The organism is Vibrio scophthalmi LMG 19158, assembly GCF_000222585.1.
Classification (GTDB): Bacteria; Pseudomonadota; Gammaproteobacteria; order Enterobacterales; family Vibrionaceae; genus Vibrio; species Vibrio scophthalmi.
Map to the genome: position 1 here is coordinate 82,964 of NZ_AFWE01000182.1, position 17,067 is coordinate 100,030.

A 17,067-nucleotide genomic window follows, 5' to 3' on the forward strand; every position below is an offset into this window, starting at 1 on the left:
GTGGCTTTATTTTTAAGTGCAGACATGAAAAGCAGTAAACAGACAGTGAGCAAGCCCGTCACATGGATTTAATCGTGAAACTCATCCCTCTTACCATGGAACACGCTCCGACATTACTGGCATTCGAGCAAAAAAATCGTGGTTGGTTTGAACTGCACATCACACCACGTGAAGAGGATTTCTATACCCTACTTGGCGTGCAAACCCATATCGCCGAACTGCTGCTCGATCAGACTCTAAACAGAGCCTATTCAACGTTATTGCTCGATCGTCACGACAATCTCGTTGGGCGGGTCAACCTTGCCAACATTCACCAAGGAAAAGCCTTTCTTGGTTATCGACTCGGCAAGCCATGGGTAAAGAAAGGGCTGGCGAAAAAAGGGGTGAAGCTCATGATTGAGCAAGCAAAAATACTCAAGCTAAAACGTTTGGTTGCCCTCGCCTCCGTGACCAATATCGCTTCGCAGAAAGTTCTCACTTCACAAGGCTTTAAAGCGCATCATCGCCTAGCAAAATTCACCCAAGTACAGGGAGAAACTCTGGACTGTATCGAATATCGCTTGGATCTGAATTAACGCGCTAATCCTCTATGTGAGCTGCAGTACAGCATCAATCAAACAATAAAATGCTCTTATCTTTTAGTTCCACTCTTTCCACACGAGTATTAAACACCGCTGACAACCGTTCAGGATCAAGCACTTCATTTACCGGACCAAATGCATTCATCACCCCTTGTTCTAACAACAAGGCTTTATCGGCATGTTTTAAGGTTCGGTTCAAATCGTGATTAGACATCAAGACAGTCAATCCCATCGCTGCAACCCGATCAATCAGTTGATACAACAAAGCTTCTTGACCAATATCGAGCGGCGCTGCTGGTTCATCCAAAATCAGCACCTTGGCAAAGGGATTCAGCGTTGGCCAGATTTGTAAACAAATGGCACACAGTCTTACCCGTTGCCATTCACCACCTGATAGCTGGTGAATACTTCGATGTAACTTATCCTCTAGCTGCAAGATCTCCGCTAACTCAAGTACCGCTTCTTCAACTTCATTGAGCTTAAATTTCGCGTGGGCAGGAATCGATAACGACAGATAATGCGACACTTCTAAGTTGAAAGCCGGACGGTCTGATTGCGCGAGAAAAGCGCGATAATCCGCTAACTGCGAAATCGATGCTTGATTAACAGGGAGATCAGCAATGGTTGTTTCACCTGTCGATTCCAATAGGCCGGCCACCGCAGCTAAAAGTGTGCTTTTGCCACTGCCATTTGGGCCAATCACATGCACTATCTCACCGGGTTCAGCATGAAAAGATAAAGGGAGCAGTCGTGAACCGACACAGAGCGAATTAACGAGAATCATGATTTTTCACCAGCATCCAGATAAATATTGGCGCACCAATTGACGTTGTTACGACACCCAATGGTAATTCACCGGCACTCAACGCTGTTCGCGCGATCAAATCAGCAAACACCACCAGCAGCGCACCAGTTAACGCTGAAATCGGCAATAGATAGCGGTTTTCACTGCCTAATGCTAAACGGAGTAAATGTGGAACCACTAAACCAACAAAGCTGATCACACCGCCTAATGCAACAGTACAACCGACTAACACTGAAACCGCTAAAATCAACTTCCAGCGCATGCTTTCAACATCAATACCAAGTTGCTTGGCGTGGGTTTCGCCCATCATTAACTTATCAAGCAAAGCACCTTTGCAGCACAGCCATACTAGAACTGGGATCATCACTAAAGTCAAAATGTGTTGATACCAACTGGTACCGCCGATACTACCCATCAACCAGTACATCAAAATTCTAAGACTTAAATCGTCACTAAAATAGAATGCCCAGGTGACAACAGCCCCAGCGAGAATACCAAACGCAACACCTACCAGCAGCAAACGCGTTGTGGTTAAGCGCAGTGCTCTGGTCATCACAACCAGTAACAAGGTAAACGCTAATGCTCCAAGAATCGCGGCGAACATAAACCCGATTGGGGTGGCGAATGCTGGCAGAAAAAACAGCAGCAATACCATCATCACACTGGCGCCGCCAGAGATACCGAGTACCCCCGGCTCCGCTAAGACATTACCAAGCAAAACTTGCAATACGGCGCCTGAAACCGCCAAAGAAGCACCAATGGCAATCGCCGCCAATAGTCGTGGCAAGCGCAATTGTGTCATCAATTGTTGCTCAAGGGATGAAAGAGAGTTGAACGGATTGATGAACAGTTCTCCCACCATAAGGTAGAGCGAACTGATAGAAATTAGCGCAAAAACCACCCAACCTATCGTGCGTTGCCATCGTTTATGTTTGCGAGCCAGAAGTTGAGTAAAGTCCATAGCGTAGAGAGGTGCTTATCCGTATCTAATACAAAATATCGAGAAAAAATAATGGCCTAACGATACCGTTAAGCCATTTAAATAGAAAGAAATTTTAGATGTTTAGCGACTAATCGTAGACGATTTGTCCATCTTCATAACGAACTTGAACTGGACAGATCATTAATGCCGCTCGTTGGCCGATTTCAACATGGCGATTTGGAAAAACGATCGCTTCCTCTTCGTTTTTCGCCATTAACGGTTTTTGCCCATCATGGCCAAAGACTTCACCGTGCTTAAAGCTGGTAAAGTTTTCAACATCATCGCCAAATAAGAAATCAAAATCATCATGAATACGAACAATGGTACGACTGACACGATACATTACCGGCTTACGCGGTAAATGCTCTGCCTCGCTCGCACTAATCAAGTCACGTAATGCGAGGTCAAAAGCAATCAACTTTTTCAGGTCATTGTCACCAATTCTCGCCGCGCTACCCAGCTCAACCGTCAGCGCTTGCGCAGCAAAGTTCTCAGCGCTAAACCAACTAAACGTACTTGATGGCGCGTTAGAAAACAGCAGCGCTTCTAGATGCGCACTGCAGACGAAATCCATCAACTCTCGACTACGAACAGGATGTCGAGCTTTTGGGCTAACGGCAAAAGTATAGTGCTTAGACTGGCGAATGGCGCAGTGCAGATCAAAGTGCCAACGCTGCTCATCTTGCGTACCAGTGAAAAAGTCACTCACCTGTTGCTTGAGCATATCAGCAATATCAAGCTCTTTGCTTGGCTCGTGGCGCTTGGCATCAAACAGTCGATTCAAATTAGTTTCAATACTACGAGTGTGCGCATTGGTCGCTTCAGGGTGAGCAATAATAAACAGCAACCGCTCTTTAACTGGTTGAAACCCTGTCTCGATGTCTTCAATAATCCGATCAACTAACTCCATCGGGGCGGTTTCATCACCATGAACACCACACGAGATAACAATATGCTTACTATCAACATCAAGGCGAGCAGGAATCACTTCCAACACACCACGTTGATGCAGTTTAAATCGTGTACCCGAAGCCACGATAGATTCAGCAGGAATCATATCGTTTTCTAAGTCTAAGCTGTCAAAAAGAAAAGATTGCCGAAATAATTTCTTCGTCATGCGCTACTCCTTTATTGCACAGCGGTATGTTAATAAAATGTTCTAGCAAGTTTTGTCGCTGCGGTCGCACTTATGGATAGAAATTACGTGCTTCATCGAAAAAACAAACATTGCCACGCTACGCAGCCCGAGGAACACGTAGAGAAGAAAGCGAGTGCTGTACAAAATAGCCGAGCAATCACTCGGCTAAACGATAGTACCATAAGATAAAATGGTAATTTGTTGATCTAAGGCGGATTCCTTAGCGAGTTTACTCACCTTGCGCGAGCAACGCCTCAAATTGCGATACTTTATCTTCAACCATTTGCAGGCTCTGACGCCAAAAATCGGCCTGTGTTAAATCCATCGCCAAGTGACGCTCAACCACGTCTTCCGCCATCATTGAGCCGGTATCACGTAATAACTGCACGTAGTCAGGATAGAAGCGACTCCCCTTGCTTTCTCTTTGCGCGTAAACGCCTTTACTGAACAAGTAACCAAATAGATACGGATAATTGTAGAAGCTCACTTCTGAAATAGAGAAATGCAATTTGCTCGCCCAAAAATACGGATCGCTTTCGCTCATTGAATCGCCATACCACTCGCGCCACGTTTCATCCATTAACTGGCATAGCTGCTCAGCACTCAGCTCGCCTTCTTGGCGCTGTTGGTAAAAACGTTTTTCAAATTGATAGCGGACCGGAATGTTGACCAATAACGCATAGGCAGAAGAGAGCTCTTCCCACAACATTTCCAATTTTTGTTCGCGAGTTTGAGCCTTAGCTAGTAGCGAATCACGGACGATGTTTTCTGCAAAAATAGAGGCCGTTTCAGCCAACGTCATTGGATAACGAGTTTGACACAGCGGCATATCGCGCATCACCCAGTTATGGAACGCATGGCCTAATTCATGAGCAAGCGTCATCAGATCTGAACGACTGCCACCCCAAGTCATAAAGACCAGTGGCGTACGGGTAGCGGCAAACTTGGTACAATAAGCACCTAAACGACGATTTGGTGTTGGCTCAGCATCAATCCAACCATTTTCTACCATCAAGTCAACAAAGTCCGCCATCTCTTGATCGACTTCCGAGAATGCTTGTTTGATCACTTCAATAGCAGCATCGAATGTGTAAGTTTGCTCCGCATCGCCATCTAAGCTTGGCATACCAGCCATATGGTTCCATGGTTGCATTTGTTCCAACCCATGCACTTTCGCCATTAAGCGCCCAGCTTTTTGCCCGATATCACGATGAGCGAGTGTCGTCTCCATCATCGCATCTAAGGTATCCGGCAGAATACGGCTTTGATGCAAGCTTGGATCGAGAAAATGGACGCTGTACTGAGAAGAGCGTTTTTGATATTCACTAAGACGCCAACCCGCCAGTGCATTTAAAATGGCAGCAAAACTCTCTTGGTGGGTCGCCATGGCCTCTTGAATACCACGCCACGCCGATTGTTGCTTCTCAAAATCAGTACCATAGAGCAAACTTGCTGCTTGCGAAAAACCTATCGTTTGGCCATCATCGAGTGTGATCTGTAGCGAGCCAGTAATGTTGTCGTACATCCTACTCCAAGCATCTCGCCCATCCACTTGCATCGCGGCAAGCAGTTGCTCCTCTGCCACGCTTAACTTGGTGTCGGCAATTTTTCTATCACAAGCAATTAAAAAGGCCTGTCCATACACATCACCACTATCGTGATCGAGCACTTCTTGGATGTACTCTAAGGGCGCATTCGCCAAGGTATCTTGGTATGGTGTATAGGCTTGTGATAGCTGTGAGCTTAATTTCGCCAACTTACCAATTAATGACTTCGCACCAGGATTGATGGCATCAATCGAAGCATGACATTGAGCAAAAGTGTTGATAGTGGCTAATAACTTCCCAGCCGCTTCTTTGGTTTGAATCGCATTTTGCATCACTGCCGTTAAATCGCGGCGATCAACGTGTTGATTGAGAACTTGAATACACTGCTGAATCAGCTCAATATCTTGTGTGATCTTAGCATCATTTAAATCTTGATAAGCGATGGATAAATTCCAACTTGGTGCAATCATAATTCTTTCCTTTAAGCGTGCGATAACCCAGAGAGCGGTGTACCGATCGAACAAATTTGAACGTAGATTTTATCTGCGTGGGTAATTTTTATATGCGAAATGGATTGATTGGCGATCTGTAGCGTTGAAAATAGTGCTGGATTACGCCAATCCAAGCCCAAGGTATTGGCTAAAATCATTCGGATTGAGCCACCATGGGCGATTAATAAGGTGTCTTGCTCTGCACTCTGTGCTAATGCTTGCCATCCATCAGATATACGTTGATAAAACGCGTCAATCGACTCTGAACCAGGCAATGGATGGCTGACCGGATCTTGCCAAAACCGCTCCAGCATTGGCCATTGTTGACTAAACTGGTCAAATGGCACACCATCAAACTGGCCGAAATCCATCTCTTGAAATTCAGGGCTGACTTGCAGGCTCAAACAAGGCTTCTCAACCACTAAACGCATGGCTAAGTCTCGGCAGCGGCGCAGCGGCGAGCTAACGACATGTTCAAACGGTAGATTTATTTTCAGTAAACCGCTGCAGATAGATTGCTGCACTGAACTTGCCACCAACACATCGGTATGGCCGTTGAGCGCGGCTTCGCCAAGCGTTTTACCATGTCGCAGTAAGTAGATATTGACACTTTTCATTGTGCTAGCCTTTCAGTGTCATCGGTAAGCCTGCCGCAACAAAGGTAACCTTATCGGCTACTTTGGCGATCGCTTGGTTCATCCATCCGGCATGATCAACAAACAAACGGGTAACTTCGCCCATTGGGATAATCCCTAGGCCAACTTCATTTGAAACCAAAATAATCGTTGCCGGGCTATTGCTCAACGCACCAACCAGTTGCGCTACATGTTGATTGATCGCCGCTTCCTCTGCAGTTTTACCGTGCTCAAAAATGATGTTACTCATCCACAAAGTAAGGCAATCAATCAACACAATATCTTGCGATGTAAAATTCGAGAGTAAGTCAGCAACCGCAATTGGACACTCGTGTAACTGCCACGACTCATCACGTCTTGCTTGATGATGAGCGATTCGCTGCGACATCTCTTGGTCTGTTTGGGTTGCGGTGGCGACATAGTGACGACGGTGTTTTACATCAGCAAGAACACAAGATTCAGCATAACTCGATTTGCCCGAACGAGCGCCGCCTAAAATTAAATGAAGACTCATAGTGTATGGGTAAACCAAGCAAGAATAAGTAGATAGCTTAGCAGTTCCATCAATTGTTGCGCAGCGCCCAAACAATCTCCGGTAAAACCGCCAATACGTTTGATAAGCCATGCTTTAAATAGATGACGAAAGACTACCGCAGAAACAAGCAACAGCGCAGCCAAACCAAGTGGTAACAACAAGCTACTCAATACGCCGGTGGCGATCAAAATCGCTAAGTCCGCTTTACTTTGTCTATTGGCTAACGGCTTGCTTTTGCTGCTATCGAGATCGGCAACGTAAGGCATATCATAAATCAGCGATGCGGCCACGCAGCGACTAAGCGTATAAACGACAATAATAACCACGACTAATTGACTGACTAAGGCAAGTTCATTCAATAATACGAACTTGGCTAGCAGCGCCATAACCAGCGTTGCGGCACCGTATGTTCCAATACGACTGTCTTTCATGATGGAGAGCCGACGCTCTAAAGTCATCCCCCCGCCAATGCCATCCGCCATATCAGTTAGACCATCTTCATGGAAAGCGCCAGTCAGCAATAGGCTTATCGCCATCGTCAGTAAGACGGCCACACTAGTTGGAAAAAGAAAAGTACAGAATAGGAATATCAGACCGCAGATCGCACCAAGTAACACGCCCACCAAGCCAAAATAGCGTCCAGCTTGATTCATTCGTTGTTCTGAATAAGGGGTATCACTTGGGATAGGTAAACGAGAAAAGAACCCCAACGCCAGCCAAAATAGCTGGAGTTGGTATTGCGCCGCTTTACGCATTACATCTCGACTCCAGCTTGGTCAAAACTGGCCATGTGGTTGTAAAACTCAGCAGCAGAGCGAATTAGAGGTACGGCCAATACTGCACCCGTTCCCTCACCTAAACGCAAAGCAAGGTCAAACAATGGGGTTGCTGCAAGTTCTTGCAACATAAATTTATGTCCTGACTCATGAGATTGATGAGCAAAAATCATATACTCACGACATGCTGGATTTATCTTAGCAGCCACATAAGCCGCCGCTGTAGCGATGAAACCATCAACAATCACAGGGGTGTTGTATTTTTCAGCCGCCAAGAACGCGCCGACCATTTGTGCGATTTCAAAACCACCGACTTGGCGCAAAATCTCTTGAACATTTTGACCACGGCAGCGATTCACGCCTAATTGGACAAATTGGCGCTTTTTACGCAATTGTTGGTCGTTAATTCCCGTGCCTAAGCCCACACACTTCTCAACACTACGACGTGACAACGCTGCTAAGATAGCCGCGGCACTGCTGGTATTACCGATCCCCATTTCTCCAAACATAATTAGATTGGAGCCAGAATCGACCACTTGTTTAACGATTTTGTCACCAAACGCTAAGCCCTGTTCAACCTGCTCTTTAGTCATCGCGGGTTTGTGAGCAAAGTTTTCAGTAGAAGTGCCTAAACGCTGCTCAACCAACAATGACGAGTCAGTTTTAATCGGCTCAACCATACCCGCATCAACCACTAGCAAGTCAACGTCATTGGTACGACAAAAACAGTTGACCGCCGCACCACCCGCCAGGAAGTTCTTCACCATTTGTTGAGTCACTTCCTGTGGCGCAATACTCACGCCCTCACGAGCAATCCCATGATCGCCAGCAAATACGATGACAGTCGGTTTCTTGATTTTTATCTTAGTGACAACGTCACTCTTGCCCTGCCCTTGAATCATAGCCAACTTATGGGCTACCTGTTCTAACTTGCCTAATGAACCCAAAGGTTTGGTTTTATTGTTAATTTGCTGCCAAATGGCATCTGAATGAGATTTATCTAACATGATTCGCTACTACTTAATTCGGTCTGGCTATGGAGAATGTTTTTTCTAACATCGCGTAATTTGTACCACCAAGACGGCAAAGCGGATTTACGCTCATCGCGTCAATTTCTAAACGGTCCTCTCGCTGAGCAATGATTTGTGAATCGACGAAAACTTGTTCAATTTCGGCAAAAACCAAATGCTGAGGAGAATCGCCAACTTCTTTTATTTCATAAAGTTTGCAGCCGAAGGCAATTGAGCAATCTTTTACGCGAGGGAGTTCAAAATCTTCCATCTCACACAATTCGATTCGACCGGCTTCTACTTCGGATTCACCATGTGGCAATGTCGCCGCACTTAGCGTGACAGCCTCGGCAAGGTCAATGCTAGCAATATGAATGACCATCTTACCGGTCTCTAGCACGTTGCGAACTGTATCTTTCATTTCACCATCAGGCTTATTGCCAACCGAAAACATCAATAACGGTGGCTGGCTGGAAATAGCGGTAAAATAAGAAAATGGCGCCAAGTTATAATTTTCACTGTCTGATTCAGTCAGTACCCACGCCACTGGACGTGGAATGATCGTTTGAGTCAACAGATGGTACACTTGCGATGGCGCAAGCGCACTCATATCAATATTCATAGACGTCCCTGTTACTAATAGAATTATCTATTACATATTTAAAATACGTTACTTAAATCAGTGTACTCCTTGTATCACTGTGTTTTCTAGCGAATCCTATCAGTTCCAGCCACAAATCAATCCGTTATCACCATTTTGGCGTGATTATTCGTATTGTCGCCTTCACAATCCATTTTTTCTCCGCTCTCTAGTACCAACAAAATCAAGAACCATCAAAATAGAACAGCAAAATTATTGAAGGTAGTGGTATCAACTTTCGATCTTTACCATCCCATCTATCTATTTTAAGAATCAAAATGAGAAATGACGGCACTAAAAACTCTATCTAACTGTTTTTATTCACTAAGTTTATTGGCTTGATTTAAGCATGTTCTATTACGTTGATTGTGAAACTCGCATCGCGCTGAGCAAAAAACTTTTAGCCGATAACGCTCTCTTTAAAAGCACTCAACGTGATGAGATGTACTGTGAAGCGAGGAAACGAATATGTTTGCCAATCAAAACCGCAACAAACCTAAGCCCGCCAAGCCAAAGCAGGACAAAAAACGCAGTGTGCCGCTATCATTGACGTAAATAAAGCCTGCATTAACAAAGAGTAAACTAAAATTAAAGCCAATCGAAAGATTGGCTTTTTGCGCAACCTCATAGACTTATCACCCGAGATGACCGATTCTTAACCCAAAAGAAAATTGGAGAATCTGTCATGGCAAAACAACAGATCGTCATCATCGCGGGTGCAACTGGACTAATTGGCACCGAATTACTCAAGCTTATGCTCGAAGAGCGAGCGATCGATCATATCTACGCGCTCACTCGAAAGGGACTGGCGTTTACTCACCCTAAACTGCAAGAACTGCGTGATCCGCAATTGCGTGTCATCGATTGGGATGACAGCAAGCCCGCACCGGAAAAAGGCTATATTTGTCTAGGCACAACTCGTAAACAAGCAGGTTCAAAATCGGCCTTGGAAGCGGTCGATTATCATCTTGTTTGCGATGTGGCTAAAAACATGGCTCTACTCGGGGTAAAAAATCTCACCGTGGTATCAAGTTATGGTGCGAATCCACGCTCCTCTTCTCACTATCTGCGCTGCAAAGGTAAGATGGAACTGGCGCTTGAGAATCTTGGCTTTGAAAACCTGACTTTTGTCCAGCCCGGCCCTTTAGTCGGATTACGTGATACACCAAGATGGGATGAAACCTTATTGCAAGGCATCTTAAAAATCTTCCGTCCCGTTATGATTGGTCGCTTGGCTCGTCTCATTCCCATCAAAGCCGAGTTGGTTGCCCGAGCAATGCTGTACGCCTCGTTCAGTCAACAGGCTCGTTCTGTTGAGATTATTGATAGTGTCGCGATGCGCCAGTTGCTCAATAAATACAAATAACCGTGATAAATTAGGCTGAGTTCGTCTAGTTTATCGACCATCATACCTTTTAAGAACGAAAGCTTCTAATTCATAGCCTTTTTTCATTTTATTCCCGTGTTATAAATCATTACCTTCTGCCGCCTGTTCTTTTCTTCGGGCGGATACTGCTTCCATATCCCACGCCCGAACGTCAATCCTATAAGGAATACCATCATGTCAGTTGCCGTTCTCGCAGCACTTGCGATTTTTATTGGCTTGCTTTTCGTCGTCTATTATCAGCAAAAAAAGCAACGTACCCTCTCGCAATTGGTACTAATAGGATTGGTACTCGGCAGTAATTTTGGATTAGCACTACAACTCGTATTTGGCGAAGGAAGCCATCAAATCGGTCAAGTTCTAGAATGGGTCAGCATTGCTGGACAAGGGTATGTGAGCCTACTAAAGATGGTCATTATGCCTTTGGTTCTGGTCTCGATGATCGCCGCAGTAGTTAAATTGGAGCAAGGAGGATCACTGGGTAAGATTTCCGGTATCACCGTCGCTGTGTTGCTAACAACAACTGCGATTTCTGCTGCTATTGGCATTAGCGTCGTTTATGGATTCGGCCTTTCCGCTGAAGGATTAATCGAAGGTGCACGTGAAACCGCTCGTATTTCGATTCTTGAAAATAGTGCGACGAACGTCAGTGACTTATCCATCCCGCAAATGCTGTTGAGCTTTATTCCAACCAACCCGTTTGCTGACCTGACTGGCGCCCGATCAACGTCCATTATTGCGGTGGTGATCTTTGGGGTACTCACTGGCATTGCCGCCCGTAAAGTGATGAGCGAAAAACAAGAACTTGAAGCGCCTATTCGCACCTTTGTGGAAGCGATTCAATCCATTGTAATGCGTTTAGTGAAGATGATTATGGCGCTGACACCGTATGGCATTGCAGCGCTCATGGCGAAAGTGGTTGCCACCTCAAATTCGGCAGATATTGTTAAACTACTCGGCTTTATTGTGGCGTCTTATGTCGCGATCTTCATTATGTTTGTCGTTCACGGACTACTGGTTTCTTTGGTTGGCGTGAGCGCTAAAGAGTACTTTAAGAAGATTTGGCCAGTCTTAACGTTTGCTTTTACGTCTCGCAGCTCGGCGGCAACGATTCCACTTAATGTGGAAGCACAAATTACCAAGCTTAATGTGCCACCAGCCATTGCTAATTTGTCGGCTTCGTTTGGTGCGACTATCGGCCAAAATGGCTGTGCTGGTATCTACCCTGCTATGCTCGCGGTTATGGTTGCGCCAACGGTGGGCATCGATCCGACAGAGATAAACTTTATCTTGTCATTGATTGGCATCATTACCATTAGTTCATTTGGCATTGCAGGTGTGGGCGGCGGTGCAACCTTTGCTGCGCTTATCGTATTACCGGCCATGGGGTTACCCGTGACGATCGCTGCACTACTGATTTCAATTGAACCCTTAATTGATATGGCGCGAACGGCGCTGAACGTGTCAGGCTCAATGGCCGCAGGTACGATCACCAGTCGCCTCTTAAATAACCGTGTTGAACATGCGAATGCCGAGCATGCGCATGACGAGCAAGTAGTCACGACAAAATAAAACATTAATCGCACAATAGATGAAGAGGTTGTAGAAAGCGGCAACCTCTTTTGGCTTCACGTCATTTACGTCCCGTAACTCGTTGCCCGTAAATCATTTCTTATAAAATTAAATCAACCTAGAGCGCCTCACCGCAATGCCCTCTCTACTATTTTTTTAGCCGACTTAGTCATTGTGGATCTGGTTATAGATATCATCAATGACTCACTAGTGTCTGCACACCGACCCATTCACCAAAACCCTTTGGTCAAGTGACATTGACTCTCACTGCATTCAATTCGATTCAAGCACCCCATTGATCCTTTTTCCGCTCGAAGATCAATATTCGCTTTATTAATATCGTACTGTACGGTACAGTTTGATAAAAGAAACACACTGAGACAAGTGAATGAAAAAGAAACTGACCATCGCGACCTTAATCGTAACCTCTTTTGTCGTTGCCGGAGGGGCGTTATACCACCCAAACCAAGTCACCACTGACAATGCCTACGTGCACTCCGATGTCACTGCCGTTTCACCGCAAGTTGCAGGGCAAGTAAGCTCGATCTTTGTCAAAGACAATCAATGGGTAAAAAAAGGCGACCGTTTATTTTCTATTGATGATCAGGACTTTATCGCCAATCAAGCCATTGCAGCAGCGGCACTCGATGTGAGTAATGCCGCGCTGAGCGCCAACCAAACAAAAACTGACATGCAATCCGTCAAAATTGCGCAAGCTAAACAATTGATTCGCCGTGCCCAAGCTGGCGCAGACCATCAGTCAGCGGAATTAAAACGCCTAACTCGCCTAGTAGAAAAACAGTCGATCAGTAAAAACCAGTATGAAGCTCAGCGCACCCGTTCAATCGAAGCGAGCAGCGAACTTGAAAACGCCAAACTCACTCTCGCGGTGGAGAATAAACAATACGCGGCATTGCTGACTGATAAGCAGCAGTTGATTGCGCAAAAAAAACAAGCCGAGGCTGCATTGCAGCTCGCCGATATCGCCTTAAAACGCACCGTGGTCACCGCCCCTGTAGACGGATTTATTGCGGATAGACAAGTTCAAGTGGGCAAACTTGTGCAACCGGGAATGGGATTAATCGTGATGGTGCCTGATTACATTTGGGTCGAAGCCAACTTTAAAGAAACACAACTAGAGAAGGTTTCCAAAGGCCAATCAGTAGAAGTCGTATTAGACATGTACCCTGATAGCCCGCTGCAAGGCACGGTCAGTTCCATTACTCCGGCAACCGGGGCGCAATTTAGTTTGTTACCTCCACAAAACGCGACGGGTAATTTCGTTAAAGTGGTACAACGCATCCCAGTGCGGATTGAATTGCAGCTGCCTAGTGCGCTAAAACAGAAAGTTTACCCTGGCCTCTCCGCTGAAGTGACCATCAATACAACACATCAAGGTTAATGGCATGATCGCACGTAAGCCTTTTCCAATAGCAGCACTGTGTTTGTTAGCGCTGTTCTCATTGACGGCCTTTGGATTGTACTCTGCCATGTTCAACGAACTTGGCTATGAAATGGCGGCGCGAGCTGGTCTTTCGATGGATGAATTAGACCGCGTCAAAACCGGATTCTCGATCAGCCAAGTATGGGGATTTATCCTTATACCGCTCACCCTTCGCAGAGTCGGTACCGATTCAATCTTGATGGTCGCACTCGGTTTAGGTTTGTGTTCGAGTATTGCTTTGGCGTTAGGCGGCGAGAATCACGCGTTATTCGCTGCAATATGGCTACTGAATGGTTTGGTTGTCAGCACATTACTTGTGGTGGTCAACTTATATTTACTCGATAAGCTGGCCAATAAATGGCTGCCAGCCGTCATCTCCGGTACTTTAATTTTCTCAACCTTACTTCCAATGGGCGCTTATCCATGGCTTATGGCACAGGTATTAGAATCATTCGATTTGAGCGCATTTTATGTCGTGTTGACGTGGCTGTTCTTTTGTTCTTTAACGATCGGTTTGGCTTTTCCACTCGGCCGTATTTCGATTAAGCCGCAGGAAAAGTCTTCGCTGTGGTTTTATAGCGCCATGCTGATCACCAGCGCATTGGTCATCTATTTACTGATGCGTGGTAGTTATTATAACTGGCTAGATTCAGAATTTTTTGTGAATTTAACCCTCATCACAGCGAGCTTAACGCTTCTCACGGTCTTTCTTTTGATGAAATTGACTCGTCAACCAACCGCGTCAATGTAACTGCATCGTCAATTGAAAGCTAATGTGTTTATGTATAATGCTTTCTTAGCCGGTTTTGCCGTGATAGCCAGCACCGCATTATTTAATAGCTCTTTGAAAATGGTGCTGCAATACAATGCACTAAATAGTGGCTTTGCTCAGCTGCCCGCCTTCTATGGCATGTTGATCGGGATGGCATTAAGCGTACTCGTCTATTATTTTCGCCGCCCGCTTAGTGATGCGATCGTGCCAATTGGCGTGTTGATGATACTCATCTCGGTGTATCTTTTTAGTCAATTACCAACCAATGTGGGGCCGAAATCGTTACTGATACCGATGCTTTTACGTGGCTTTGGCGTTGGTTTACTCAACGTTTCGGTAACGATCGCCGTATTACTCTATTTTCATCGTGATGAACGGATTGAAGGGATCAGTAACTTCTATTTATTTCGAACATTAGGCGGTTTGATTGGAGGGGCATATTTCTCGCGGGTTATGCAGACTCATAGCGCACAAGCGGCTGGAGAGGTGGGGACGACTCTTAATGGCGCGAGTACCAATTTTGCTCACTATGAACAGCTATTGAATCAGGTTTTACTCACGCAGGGTCACCTACCTAACCCATCACTTGGCATGAGCCAAATCAGCAGCGTGGTTAAACTGCAAGCGACCACTCTCGGTCTTAGTAATGCTTTGCTGGTGTTTATTCTCTCCATATTCGCCTTAGCCCCAGTATTAATTATTGGTAAGAAACTAGTCGCGAAACAGGCTATCAATACCTAGTTTCAGCGATAAGGGATTAGAGAGATAAGCAATAAGGGATCACATCGATGATCCCTTCTGCGTTTACTTCTGATATAAGGACAGAAAAGCAGCCACGGCTTTTTGTGTATGTACGATACGTTGTGTTTGATCGGGTAATTCAATTCCCAGCAATGCCATATTTTGAAAGTCAGCCTTCACTAGCGCGAGTAATTGGCTACAAGCGAGTGTTGCATCATTGATATCTAATTGCGCAGAAACATCAGCCGTTTGCAGAAAATCAATCATATACTGATGGATTCGTAATGGACCAGTTTGCCAAAACTGCCATGCAACCGAATCGTGCTTATTAAAATCGGAGGCAATAATTCGATATAGGCCCAGCATCGGGTTAGAACAAATACCCGCAAGGTACTGTAACGCAAACTGCTCTAACGTACTTTGCAGAGATTGCTGATGGGATTCCGACAACCTAAACACTGACTCTAAACTGGTTTTCGTGTTATAGCCGAGCACCGCTACAAATAAGCCTTCTTTATTGCTGAAGTAACGATATAACGTCTGTTTTGACCCACCACAAACGGCCACAATTTGATCCAAAGACGTCTCTTTATACCCCTGTTCTATAAATAGCGCTGTCGCAACTTCAATGATTCGGGTTCTTTTTTTCTCGGTGGAGGCTCGCATAACAAAATCCGCTCTACAATACTGTTCAGTACAGTACCATCATTCTCCATATCCGGACACACTTTCCCTTTATCAGGCAAGTATAAATGTGATGGTTTACCCAGTGTGGCAGAGTCTTATATTCATGCAACTAAGCGCCATAATAGCGGTCTCTTTATAATGTATTTCGCACCGGCTGCAACACGCCAGTACACATTCACTCTGATTCATAGTAGATATCAAGTATCTCAATCAGTAGGATCCTCAATTCCATGTCATTCAAATTACACGCAATCGCGATACTCAACGCGTCGTCTTCAAGATAAGCAAGCAGTGTCCTAAAACCTTCGAGCAAACCACCGTGCCCAACAAGTGTTCGGGAATGGAAATAGATCTCTTCTAAACCTTTACCGCGATAATCCATCTCCCCTTTCATGTATTTAAGTGACGCTTCAGAAATTAGCTTACCTTGATACAATGCGGTATTAAATCGGTTGAGATCTTTCGGCGTCGATGTCATCCCACCGGCGCCCATTAACGTTGTTTTAGGCCATTCTTCGGCAGTCACAATGCCTTGTTCATAGTGAATATACGATTGTGCGTAGCCTTCACATCCTTTCGCTCCCGAGCAATACTGAGTATCACTGAGTTTAAGTGGGTCGATAATCTGCTGGTATAGCGCGTGTTCGTATGTGTTGCCTGTTACCTGTTCAATAATCCCCGTTAGCAAAATGTAATTTGAATTGGAATAGCGAAAATCTCTCATCGCGTAAGGACGGGCCGGATAGCTGGCAATTAACTCAACCAATCCAGCAAGCGTATAGTCACTTTTGATATTGCTATAAAACGCTTCCTGATCAAGAAAATTGACGATTCCGCTGTGATGAGAGAGCAAGTCATCTACAGTAATGTTTTCAGCATTAGGTACTTGCGGATAGAACTGCGATAAAGGCGTTGATAGTTGCAGTTTTCCCTGCTCGATCAATTGAAAGATGAGTGTCGCGGTAAAGGTTTTGGTTATTGAGGCGATTTTATAACGTGTATTTGGGCTCGCGGGAATGTATTCATCTTGGGTGAAAAAATGCTCTTTTATATCAACGTAACCGGTTTGATTACGATACGTTACTGCGCCTCTCTCCGTAATTTCGATGCTAAGCATCACCTTATTTTTATCATTCAGTGAGGAAAGGTAATCGTCTAACTTGCTTTTATTGAACTCTCTTGCTGCTGCGTCACCCGATAGGATGACAAAAGACAACATCAACATTGTAAATATGCCGCTAAACTGTTGCATGATAGATCCTTATAAATCGACTACCGCCATCATATTGGTAAATGCATATAAGTTGACAATAACGCGTGCCTTTGA

15 protein-coding genes and 1 pseudogene are annotated in these 17,067 nt (G+C 45.2%); 5 read left to right on the forward strand and 11 right to left on the reverse strand.

Annotated features, from left to right (window positions below; genetic code table 11):
* The first annotated feature begins 74 nt into the window (after positions 1 to 74).
* Positions 75 to 575, forward strand: a complete 501-nt coding sequence (locus RH88_RS15025; protein ID WP_241212199.1) for a GNAT family N-acetyltransferase — start codon at positions 75 to 77, stop codon at positions 573 to 575.
* A 34-nt stretch (positions 576 to 609) separates the two neighbouring features.
* On the opposite strand, the gene btuD is transcribed toward RH88_RS15025, so the two are convergent.
* The 9 genes from btuD to RH88_RS15070 all read right to left on the reverse strand — a co-directional run bounded on the left by btuD (position 610) and on the right by RH88_RS15070 (position 9,122).
* Positions 610 to 1,365, reverse strand: a complete 756-nt coding sequence (btuD, locus tag RH88_RS15030) for a vitamin B12 ABC transporter ATP-binding protein BtuD (RefSeq protein WP_005597529.1) — start codon at positions 1,363 to 1,365, stop codon at positions 610 to 612.
* Entirely contained in the window at positions 1,352 to 2,347 is a 996-nt protein-coding gene (btuC, locus tag RH88_RS15035; RefSeq protein WP_005597531.1) for a vitamin B12 ABC transporter permease BtuC, read from the reverse strand. Before btuC ends, btuD begins: the two co-directional genes overlap by 14 nt.
* 109 nt (positions 2,348 to 2,456) lie before the next feature.
* Entirely contained in the window at positions 2,457 to 3,485 is a 1,029-nt protein-coding gene (locus RH88_RS15040) for a succinylglutamate desuccinylase (protein WP_005597532.1), read from the reverse strand.
* A gap of 250 nt (positions 3,486 to 3,735) precedes the next feature.
* A complete protein-coding gene (locus RH88_RS15045; RefSeq protein ID WP_005597534.1) occupies positions 3,736 to 5,523 on the reverse strand; it encodes a M3 family oligoendopeptidase in 1,788 nt (595 codons plus the stop codon).
* 11 nt (positions 5,524 to 5,534) lie between these two features.
* A complete protein-coding gene (locus RH88_RS15050; protein WP_005597536.1) occupies positions 5,535 to 6,161 on the reverse strand; it encodes a histidine phosphatase family protein in 627 nt (208 codons plus the stop codon).
* A gap of 4 nt (positions 6,162 to 6,165) precedes the next feature.
* The gene (gene cobU / locus RH88_RS15055) at positions 6,166 to 6,693 is read right to left on the reverse strand and encodes a bifunctional adenosylcobinamide kinase/adenosylcobinamide-phosphate guanylyltransferase (protein WP_005597538.1); all 528 of its coding nucleotides are present in this window, start codon (positions 6,691 to 6,693) and stop codon (positions 6,166 to 6,168) included.
* Positions 6,690 to 7,469: an adenosylcobinamide-GDP ribazoletransferase gene (locus RH88_RS15060; RefSeq protein WP_005597540.1), complete on the reverse strand. Its 780-nt coding sequence runs from the start codon at positions 7,467 to 7,469 to the stop codon at positions 6,690 to 6,692. Before RH88_RS15060 ends, cobU begins: the two co-directional genes overlap by 4 nt.
* Positions 7,469 to 8,497, reverse strand: coding sequence for a nicotinate-nucleotide--dimethylbenzimidazole phosphoribosyltransferase (gene cobT, locus RH88_RS15065; protein WP_005597542.1), 1,029 nt, complete (start codon positions 8,495 to 8,497; stop codon positions 7,469 to 7,471). Before cobT ends, RH88_RS15060 begins: the two co-directional genes overlap by 1 nt.
* 13 nt (positions 8,498 to 8,510) lie before the next feature.
* The gene (locus RH88_RS15070) at positions 8,511 to 9,122 is read right to left on the reverse strand and encodes a flavin reductase family protein (protein ID WP_005597544.1); all 612 of its coding nucleotides are present in this window, start codon (positions 9,120 to 9,122) and stop codon (positions 8,511 to 8,513) included.
* A gap of 703 nt (positions 9,123 to 9,825) precedes the next feature.
* On the opposite strand from RH88_RS15070, the gene RH88_RS15075 reads away from it, so the two are divergent.
* From RH88_RS15075 to RH88_RS15090, 4 genes and pseudogenes are all read left to right on the forward strand, one after another.
* The gene (locus RH88_RS15075) at positions 9,826 to 10,506 is read left to right on the forward strand and encodes a Rossmann-fold NAD(P)-binding domain-containing protein (protein ID WP_005597547.1); all 681 of its coding nucleotides are present in this window, start codon (positions 9,826 to 9,828) and stop codon (positions 10,504 to 10,506) included.
* Positions 10,507 to 10,701: 195 nt separating this feature from the next.
* Complete coding sequence (locus tag RH88_RS15080) at positions 10,702 to 12,096, forward strand: L-cystine transporter (protein WP_005597551.1); 1,395 nt, start codon at positions 10,702 to 10,704, stop codon at positions 12,094 to 12,096.
* 388 nt (positions 12,097 to 12,484) lie between these two features.
* Positions 12,485 to 13,498, forward strand: coding sequence for an HlyD family secretion protein (locus RH88_RS15085; protein ID WP_005597553.1), 1,014 nt, complete (start codon positions 12,485 to 12,487; stop codon positions 13,496 to 13,498).
* A 4-nt stretch (positions 13,499 to 13,502) separates the two neighbouring features.
* Positions 13,503 to 15,053 (forward strand): annotated as a pseudogene (locus RH88_RS15090) (MFS transporter).
* A gap of 63 nt (positions 15,054 to 15,116) precedes the next feature.
* Here RH88_RS15090 and RH88_RS15095 read toward each other — a convergent pair.
* Together RH88_RS15095 and RH88_RS15100 are read right to left on the reverse strand one after the other, a co-directional pair.
* Positions 15,117 to 15,719: a TetR/AcrR family transcriptional regulator gene (locus RH88_RS15095; protein ID WP_005597555.1), complete on the reverse strand. Its 603-nt coding sequence runs from the start codon at positions 15,717 to 15,719 to the stop codon at positions 15,117 to 15,119.
* A gap of 196 nt (positions 15,720 to 15,915) precedes the next feature.
* Entirely contained in the window at positions 15,916 to 16,992 is a 1,077-nt protein-coding gene (locus RH88_RS15100) for a serine hydrolase domain-containing protein (protein ID WP_005597557.1), read from the reverse strand.
* Positions 16,993 to 17,067 lie beyond the last annotated feature (75 nt).

What these genes read in the sequence shown, in the direction of transcription:
- btuD (WP_005597529.1), bottom strand. Translation starts at nt 1,365, where the DNA reads ATGATTCTCGTTAATTCGCTCTGTGTCGGTTCACGACTGCTCCCTTTA.
- btuC (WP_005597531.1), bottom strand. Translation starts at nt 2,347, where the DNA reads ATGGACTTTACTCAACTTCTGGCTCGCAAACATAAACGATGGCAACGC.
- RH88_RS15040 (WP_005597532.1), bottom strand. Translation starts at nt 3,485, where the DNA reads ATGACGAAGAAATTATTTCGGCAATCTTTTCTTTTTGACAGCTTAGAC.
- RH88_RS15045 (WP_005597534.1), bottom strand. Translation starts at nt 5,523, where the DNA reads ATGATTGCACCAAGTTGGAATTTATCCATCGCTTATCAAGATTTAAAT.
- RH88_RS15050 (WP_005597536.1), bottom strand. Translation starts at nt 6,161, where the DNA reads ATGAAAAGTGTCAATATCTACTTACTGCGACATGGTAAAACGCTTGGC.
- cobU (WP_005597538.1), bottom strand. Translation starts at nt 6,693, where the DNA reads ATGAGTCTTCATTTAATTTTAGGCGGCGCTCGTTCGGGCAAATCGAGT.
- RH88_RS15060 (WP_005597540.1), bottom strand. Translation starts at nt 7,469, where the DNA reads ATGCGTAAAGCGGCGCAATACCAACTCCAGCTATTTTGGCTGGCGTTG.
- cobT (WP_005597542.1), bottom strand. Translation starts at nt 8,497, where the DNA reads ATGTTAGATAAATCTCATTCAGATGCCATTTGGCAGCAAATTAACAAT.
- RH88_RS15070 (WP_005597544.1), bottom strand. Translation starts at nt 9,122, where the DNA reads ATGAATATTGATATGAGTGCGCTTGCGCCATCGCAAGTGTACCATCTG.
- RH88_RS15075 (WP_005597547.1), top strand. Translation starts at nt 9,826, where the DNA reads ATGGCAAAACAACAGATCGTCATCATCGCGGGTGCAACTGGACTAATT.
- RH88_RS15080 (WP_005597551.1), top strand. Translation starts at nt 10,702, where the DNA reads ATGTCAGTTGCCGTTCTCGCAGCACTTGCGATTTTTATTGGCTTGCTT.
- RH88_RS15085 (WP_005597553.1), top strand. Translation starts at nt 12,485, where the DNA reads ATGAAAAAGAAACTGACCATCGCGACCTTAATCGTAACCTCTTTTGTC.
- RH88_RS15095 (WP_005597555.1), bottom strand. Translation starts at nt 15,719, where the DNA reads ATGCGAGCCTCCACCGAGAAAAAAAGAACCCGAATCATTGAAGTTGCG.
- RH88_RS15100 (WP_005597557.1), bottom strand. Translation starts at nt 16,992, where the DNA reads ATGCAACAGTTTAGCGGCATATTTACAATGTTGATGTTGTCTTTTGTC.